Consider the following 7,091-nt stretch of genomic DNA (forward strand, 5'->3'; position numbering starts at 1 on the left):
AAAGTGTTTCTAAAACTTGCATCACTTGGGTTTTAAAGTCGCAACTTTTATTTATCGCCTCATCTATCATCTTAGCTATTCTACCTTTAAATATCGATAAAGTAGGATTGATGATATATGTAATTGGCACATTATTTCCCGCAACTAAAATACTTGGACTTTCGCTCCATTCAAAATCCTCAATTTTAGAAGTTGTGTTTAGTTTCCAGTTGGCAAAATTGGCTTTGCTGCTTAGTGTTATGGTTCCGTTTATATTTAGTTCTCTTGTATCGTTTAGACCCATAAATTCTGTTCCGTATTTTAATTTTGCCCAAATTTTTAAAGGAATTACCGAAACAATTTCACCGTTTTTTTCTATCAATTTAATATCTGAAGTTTTCCAAATTTTCATTTCTGTTTTATCGTCATTTAAAATGGTATCCGCATAAATTAAACCTTTTACGTTTTTATTTAATTGATATTCCACTTCTTTTATACTAACTTCCATCGGCATAGAAATTAGCGATGTTTTATTACTGTACACAATTGGCGCATTGTTGCTAGGTTCTGGTTTTAGCGCTTCTATTTTTTTAGAGGTACTGCAGCTAAAGATTCCAATACTTAAAATGCCAATAAGCAAAATTTTAATTTTTATATTCATAATCAATGATTCTGTAATACGATTTTAAGAAAACCAAAAAATGTAATTAATATTGTATTCTATTTTAGAATATTTATGGTATAAAAGTAAAATTTTAATTCTAAAGTGTAACATTTTTAATGAATATTGGTCAAATAGTAAAACAATCTATAAAATGAAGTCAGTACATTTCATATTAATATTATTTTTTGCAAGTGTTACTTCTTTTGCCCAAGAAAAAAAATGGACATTAAAAGAATGTATTTATTATGCTATACAAAACAATATTACTATAAAACAATCAGAGTTAGATTTGCAAACTTCAGCTATTGCAAAAAAAGATGCTATTGGGAATTTTTTGCCTAATGTTTCTGCATCAACTTCGCATTCCTGGAATATTGGATTGAATCAAAATATTACAACGGGTTTGTTAGAAAATCAAACTACGCAATTTACGTCTGCCAATTTAAACGCAAATGTGGATATTTTTAAAGGTTTGCAAAATGTAAATCAGTTAAGAAAAGCCAATTTATCCATCATTGCTTCTCAATATCAGCTAACGAAAATGCAAGAAGATATTGCGTTAAACGTAGCCAATGCTTACTTACAGATTTTATTTAATAAAGAAAATTTAAAAGTTCAAACCCAACAAAAAATACTTAATACGAAGCAATACAACAGAACAGTTGAGTTAGTAAACGCAGGAAATGTTCCAAAAGGTGATTTGCTAGATATCGAAGCTACTATGGCAACAGGAAATCAACGTGTAATTGTAGCAGAAAATACCTTGTTATTGTCAAAATTAAGTTTGGCACAATTATTACAAATTCAAGATTTTCAAAATTTTGACATCTCCGAAGACGATATGCCATCCATGCTTTCAACAATTTTGAATGAAACGCCAGAAGCAGTGATCGCAAAAGCGAAAGAAAACAGAACAGAATTAAAAATTGCCGAAACAAATGTAGCACTTGCAGAAAAAGATATTTCTATCGCTAAAGGAGCCTATTTACCTAGTTTAACAGCTTTTTATGGTTTCAATACACGAGCTTCAAATTCAAACGGATTTGAAATAATTAATGGTGTCCCAATTATAACTAGTCCAAAACCTTTGTTTGATCAGTTTAGCACCAATAAAGGTCAAAATTTCGGGTTTTCACTGAATATTCCAATTTTTAATGGCTTAGCAGTTAGAAATAATGTAGCCAGAACTAAGATTGCTTTGGAGAAAAGTCAATTGGCAAAAAACCAACAAGAATTGGATATTGAGCGCAATGTATTTACAGCTTACACCGATACAAAAGCCGCAAAAGAAAGTTATGAAGCCGCTTTGCAAATTGAAAAAGCACGCGAATTAGCCATGCAATATGCAAAAGACAGATACGAAATCGGTATGATGAATGTTTTCGATTTTAACCAATCTCAAGTGGCTTTTGTAAATGCACAATCAGAAGTATTAAGAACCAAATATGATTATATTTTTAGAATTAAAATTTTAGAATTTTATTTCGGAATTCCACTTATAGAAAAACAATAAAACCATGTCTAGAAAAAAATTATTTATCATTTTAGGAAGTGTAGTTGCAGTTGTTGCGCTATTAATTATTCTTAAAAAATCAGGAAAAATTGGAAATAATGACGACAGTAAAATTGTAGAAGTTTCCAAAGCAGAAACAATGACTATTATTGAAACCGTTTCAGCTACCGGAAAAATTCAACCCGAAGTTGAGATTAAAATTATGCCAGAAGTTTCAGGTGAAATTATTGCCTTAAACGTAAAAGAAGGACAGGAAGTCAAAAAAGGACAATTATTGGTAAAAATCAATCCAGATATTTATACTTCTGGAGTTGACCGAACGGTAGCGTCTTTATCAACTTCAAAAGCGGGTGTTAGTCAAGCTGATGCTCAAGTAAAAGAAGCAAAGGCTAATTACGATAGAAATAAAAAATTATACGATAAAGGGGTGATTTCTCGTGCAGAATGGGACAGAATTGTTTCTGCTTATGAAGTGGCAGTTGCGAGTAAACAATCGGCATATTATCAAATGAAATCAGCTTCTGCAAACGTTACAGAAGCTAGCGATAATTTAAAAAGAACGACCATTTTTGCACCAGCAGATGGAACGATTTCTAAATTAGATATCGAATTAGGAGAACGTGTTTTAGGACAACAACAAATGGCAGGTACCGAAATGATGCGAATTGCTAACCTAAACAATATGGAAGTTGAAGTAGATGTAAATGAAAATGATATTGTAAAAGTAAGCATTGGCGATTCAGCAAAAATTGAAGTGGATGCCTATTTAAAAAGAAAATTTGATGGAGTAGTTACAAGCATTTCCAACTCAGCCACAACAGGTTTAACAGCAGATCAAGTAACAAACTTCAAAGTAAAAGTTCGATTAGTAAAAGAGTCTTATCAAGATTTATTAGAAGGAAAACCAGTTAGTTATTCCCCTTTTAGACCAGGAATGACGGCTACTGTTGATATTGAAACAAAAAGAAGCACTGATGTTTTGACAGTACCAATTAGTGCCATCGTAATAAAAGACGATACTACATCTACTAAAAAAGATATAGTAGCAGAAATTGAAAAAGAAGAAGCAGAAAAAAAAGGTAAAACGCCTAAAAAAGATATTAAATTTGAATGTGTTTTTGTTAAAGTTGGTGATAATGCCAAAATTAGAGTCGTAAAAACAGGTATTCAAGATGATACAAATATTGAGATTTTGTCTGGTTTGAAAAAAGGTGATGAAATTATTATTGGGCCATACACGTTGGTTTCAAAAGAGTTGAAGCCCAATGATAAAGTTAGATTAGAAACCAAATCTGACCAAGATAAAAAAACTAAAGAAAAGAAAAGTTAGTTAGTATAGTTTTGATTTTAAAAAAGACACAAGAAATTGTGTCTTTTTTTTGTTTCTTTGTGTATTAAATTTACTATCAAAATGGCATTAATTCTGAATATAGAAACCGCTACAAAAAATTGTTCGGTGGCGTTATCAAAAGCTGGAAAAACCCTTGCGGTAAGAGAATTGTCTGAACAAAATTTTTCCCATGCCGAAAAGTTACATGTTTTTATTGAGGAGTTATTTTCAGAAACCAACTTGAAACTACAAGATTTAAATGCAATTGCAGTAAGTCAAGGGCCAGGTTCTTATACTGGTTTAAGAATTGGCGTTTCTGCCGCAAAAGGGTTGTGTTATGCGTTATCCATTCCATTAATTGCTATGGACACATTGGAAGTATTGGCTAGAAAAATTCAGGTGAATTCGGGAATTATTATGCCAATGATTGATGCCAGAAGATTAGAAGTATACAGTGCGTTTTTCGATAGTAGCTTTACTAAAATTAGAGCAACTAAAGCTGAAGTTATTGATGAGAATTCGTTTCAACAGCAATCAGAAATCTTACATCTAATTGGCGATGGTGCGATGAAATTCAAAGAAATATTAACGGATGAAAAATTTAAATATTATCCTGATATTCAATTTCCCTCTGCTGCCGAAATGAGTATAATTTCGTATCAAAAATTTCAAAATAACCAATTTGAAGATGTAGCTTATTTTGAACCTTTTTATTTGAAAGATTTTGTTTTGATTACTAAAAAATAAATTTTTAACATTAAAAAGGGCTGTCTATGTAATGTAAACAGCCCTTTTTTTCATTTTCTGAAAATATTATCCATTCATAGCTTCCACTATAATTGAATTATTTTTTAACATATCGCGTAACATATTTTCAATTCCATTTTTCAATGTAAATGTTGAAGAAGGACAACCGCTACAAGCACCTTGAAGCGTTACTTTTACAACATTAGAAGTTTCGTCATAGGAATTAAATGTTATATTTCCTCCATCACTTTGAACCGCTGGCTTGATGTATTCTTCCAAAATATTAATAATTTGTTGTGAGGTAACATCTAAATTATCAAAAAATTCTTCTTGTTTAATTTTGAAATTATCTGTTTTTTCAATCAAACTTTCGTCAACAACTAAATCAGTTTGCTCTAAATATTGTTTTAAAAAAGTTCTCAATTCTAATGTAATATCATTCCATTCAGCAATGTCATATTTTGTGATTGATATGTAATTTTCATCAATAAAAACTTCTTTTACGAAAGGGAAACTGAATAAATCTTTTGCCAAAGGCGAAGCTTTTGTTCCATCAATGTTTTTACATTCAACGGCGGTATTGGTTAATTTTTTATTGGCAACAAACTTAGTAACTGACGGGTTTGGAGTAGATTCCGCATAAATAGTAATAGGATTTTTTTTCGTAGTAGTTTCTTTTATAATAATTTGACCCCCTTTTGCTATAAAATCTTCTATTTGTTGCGCAACTTCTTCTTGAACGTCTTCCCATTCTACAATTGAAAATTTTTCAATAGCAATAAAATTTCCTGAAATGTAAACGGACTTTACAAACGGTAGAAAAAATAACTGCTTCGCTAAAGGAGAATTTGTGGTTTCATCTATATTTTTAAATTCGAAATTTTGATTTCTAGTGATAAATTCTTCTAACTCAAATTTAAGAATTGATGGATTATTTGTACTTTTTATTGATATTTTATTCATTTTTATCTAATTTTTTACAAAGATATAAACATTCATTAAACTAAAGTTATATATTTGAAGATTATAATTTTGTTAACACAACCGCAACATATACGAAATGAAAAAAATTACTATTTCTATTTTTTTATTACTTTTTAGTGGGATACTATTCTCACAATCTATAAACGTTAATACGATACAGTACACTGTGCCACAGCTAGTTCAGGATGTTTTAATAAATTCACCTTGTGCACAAGTGAGTAACATTACTTGGCGTTCAGGAAATGCCGTTGGAACGACTAAAGGTATTGGATATTTTTCAAATTCAAATCCAGCTTTTCCAATGAGTACAGGTGTAGTTATGGTTTCTGGTTTAGCCTCATCTGTAACTGGTCCAAATACATCAATTATAAGTGGTGGTAACTGGTCTGGTGATAACCAGTTATTTAACTATATCGATACATTTGATTTAGACCCTTTAACACCAGGCCAACAAGCTTTAGATCCAAATTTATCGGATTATAATGATGCCACAATTATTGAATTCGATTTTTTACCTTTTACAAATAATATGAGTTTTAATTTTTTATTTGCTTCAGAAGAATATGGAACTTACCAATGTAGTTTTTCAGATGCATTTGCATTTTTTTTAACAAATACTGTCACAAATACTACAACTAACTTAGCATTAATTCCCGGAACTTCGACTCCAATTGCAGTAACAACAATAAGAAATGCGTTACACAATTCTTTGTGTGCGTCAGCAAATAGTCAATATTTTGGTGTTTTTAATGAAGGTGCTAATGCGGCAACTTCTGCCACAAATTTAAATGGTCAAACAGTTAAGTTAACAGCTTCATCTACAGTTATTGCAAATAATTTATATCACATTAAATTAGTTATTGCAGATAGAAATGATAATGCTTTAGATTCTGCAGTTTTTATAGAAGGAGGAAGTTTTAATGTAGGTGTGGCTAATATAACCTATCCAATTGGCTTAGGAGGTGCATATACACAAGATATGCTGGTTGCTAATGGGCAAGCTATTTGTCCAGGTCAAACCAGAGTTATTAGCACAGGCTTAAACCCTAATAATTTTGATTTTGTTTGGACTAGAGACGGTGTTAATTTATATATTGATGCGCCTTCAATTACGGTTAGCTCACCTGGTACTTATTGTGTTAGTGCAGGTGTTCCAGGCGGTGGTGCTTGTTCGCAAACAGATTGTATTGTTGTTGAATATTTTACTGGTTTTCCAATTAATCAAACACCACCAAATTTGGTTGTTTGTAGCTCACCTGTAAATTTAACAACTCAAAATAGCCTTATTTTAGCTGGTTTAGATCCTACATCGCATGATGTGGAATATTATTTTACAATGGCTGATGCACAAGCTGAAAACAATCCAATAACCGCTCCGATAACAATAGCTTTAGGCGCCTCTATTCCAATAGTAGCTAGAGTAACAAACATACTTGCAGCTTGTCCGGAGTATGCTACTTTCAATGTTACATATATAAATAATAATACGGTAGCAGCGGCGGCATCAACACCAATATTATGTACAAATACTGCAATAACACCAATAACGCATACTACAACAGGCGCAACAGGTATTGCAAGTACGACTACCAATTATGGTCTTCCAACAGGTGTTACGGCAGCATGGGCCTCAAATACCATTACTATAAGTGGTACGCCAACTACTACGGTAGGAAGTCCATTTAATTACACCATTCCATTAACGGGAGGTTGTGGTACATTTTCTGCAACAGGAACTATTACAGTTACACAAGCTAATACGGTTACATTACCTACATCTACACCTACACTTTGTATCAATACCCCATTAGCAGCAGCGATTACGCATACTACAACAGGAGCTACAGGTATAGGAACCCCAACAGGACTTCCAG

At 31.8% G+C, this 7,091-nt stretch carries 6 protein-coding genes; 4 read left to right on the forward strand and 2 right to left on the reverse strand.

From position 1 onward, the window contains the following. Positions 1 to 640: DUF4403 family protein (locus ACIQ2I_RS06860; RefSeq protein ID WP_396181688.1), on the reverse strand; the 640-nt coding region annotated here is incomplete at its 3' end. Positions 641 to 794: 154 nt separating this feature from the next. Here ACIQ2I_RS06860 and ACIQ2I_RS06865 point away from each other — a divergent pair. The 3 genes from ACIQ2I_RS06865 to tsaB all read left to right on the forward strand — a co-directional run bounded on the left by ACIQ2I_RS06865 (position 795) and on the right by tsaB (position 4,233). Next, positions 795 to 2,156, forward strand: coding sequence for a TolC family protein (locus ACIQ2I_RS06865; RefSeq protein ID WP_396181689.1), 1,362 nt, complete (start codon positions 795 to 797; stop codon positions 2,154 to 2,156). Positions 2,157 to 2,160: 4 nt separating this feature from the next. Then, positions 2,161 to 3,486 (forward strand): efflux RND transporter periplasmic adaptor subunit, encoded by a 1,326-nt coding sequence (locus ACIQ2I_RS06870; RefSeq protein ID WP_396181690.1) that lies wholly within the window; start codon positions 2,161 to 2,163, stop codon positions 3,484 to 3,486. 81 nt (positions 3,487 to 3,567) lie between these two features. Then, positions 3,568 to 4,233 carry a tRNA (adenosine(37)-N6)-threonylcarbamoyltransferase complex dimerization subunit type 1 TsaB gene (gene tsaB / locus ACIQ2I_RS06875; protein ID WP_396181691.1) on the forward strand — a complete coding sequence of 222 codons (666 nt, stop codon included), beginning with the start codon at positions 3,568 to 3,570 and terminating at the stop codon, positions 4,231 to 4,233. Between the two features lie 66 nt (positions 4,234 to 4,299). Here the strand turns inward: tsaB and ACIQ2I_RS06880 are convergent, their stop codons facing one another. Continuing rightward, the gene (locus tag ACIQ2I_RS06880; protein WP_396181692.1) at positions 4,300 to 5,196 is read right to left on the reverse strand and encodes a NifU family protein; all 897 of its coding nucleotides are present in this window, start codon (positions 5,194 to 5,196) and stop codon (positions 4,300 to 4,302) included. A gap of 97 nt (positions 5,197 to 5,293) precedes the next feature. Between ACIQ2I_RS06880 and ACIQ2I_RS06885 the strand changes: the two genes are divergently transcribed. Then, the coding region (locus tag ACIQ2I_RS06885; RefSeq protein WP_396181693.1) for a choice-of-anchor L domain-containing protein at positions 5,294 to 7,091 on the forward strand (1,798 nt) is incomplete at its 3' end.

It is taken from the genome of Flavobacterium sp. (genome assembly GCF_044368995.1).
Classification (GTDB): domain Bacteria; phylum Bacteroidota; class Bacteroidia; order Flavobacteriales; family Flavobacteriaceae; genus Flavobacterium.

Coding starts and splice junctions, on each gene's coding strand:
- ACIQ2I_RS06880 (WP_396181692.1), bottom strand. CDS start 5,196: ATGAATAAAATATCAATAAAAAGTACAAATAATCCATCAATTCTTAAA.
- ACIQ2I_RS06865 (WP_396181689.1), top strand. CDS start 795: ATGAAGTCAGTACATTTCATATTAATATTATTTTTTGCAAGTGTTACT.
- ACIQ2I_RS06870 (WP_396181690.1), top strand. CDS start 2,161: ATGTCTAGAAAAAAATTATTTATCATTTTAGGAAGTGTAGTTGCAGTT.
- tsaB (WP_396181691.1), top strand. CDS start 3,568: ATGGCATTAATTCTGAATATAGAAACCGCTACAAAAAATTGTTCGGTG.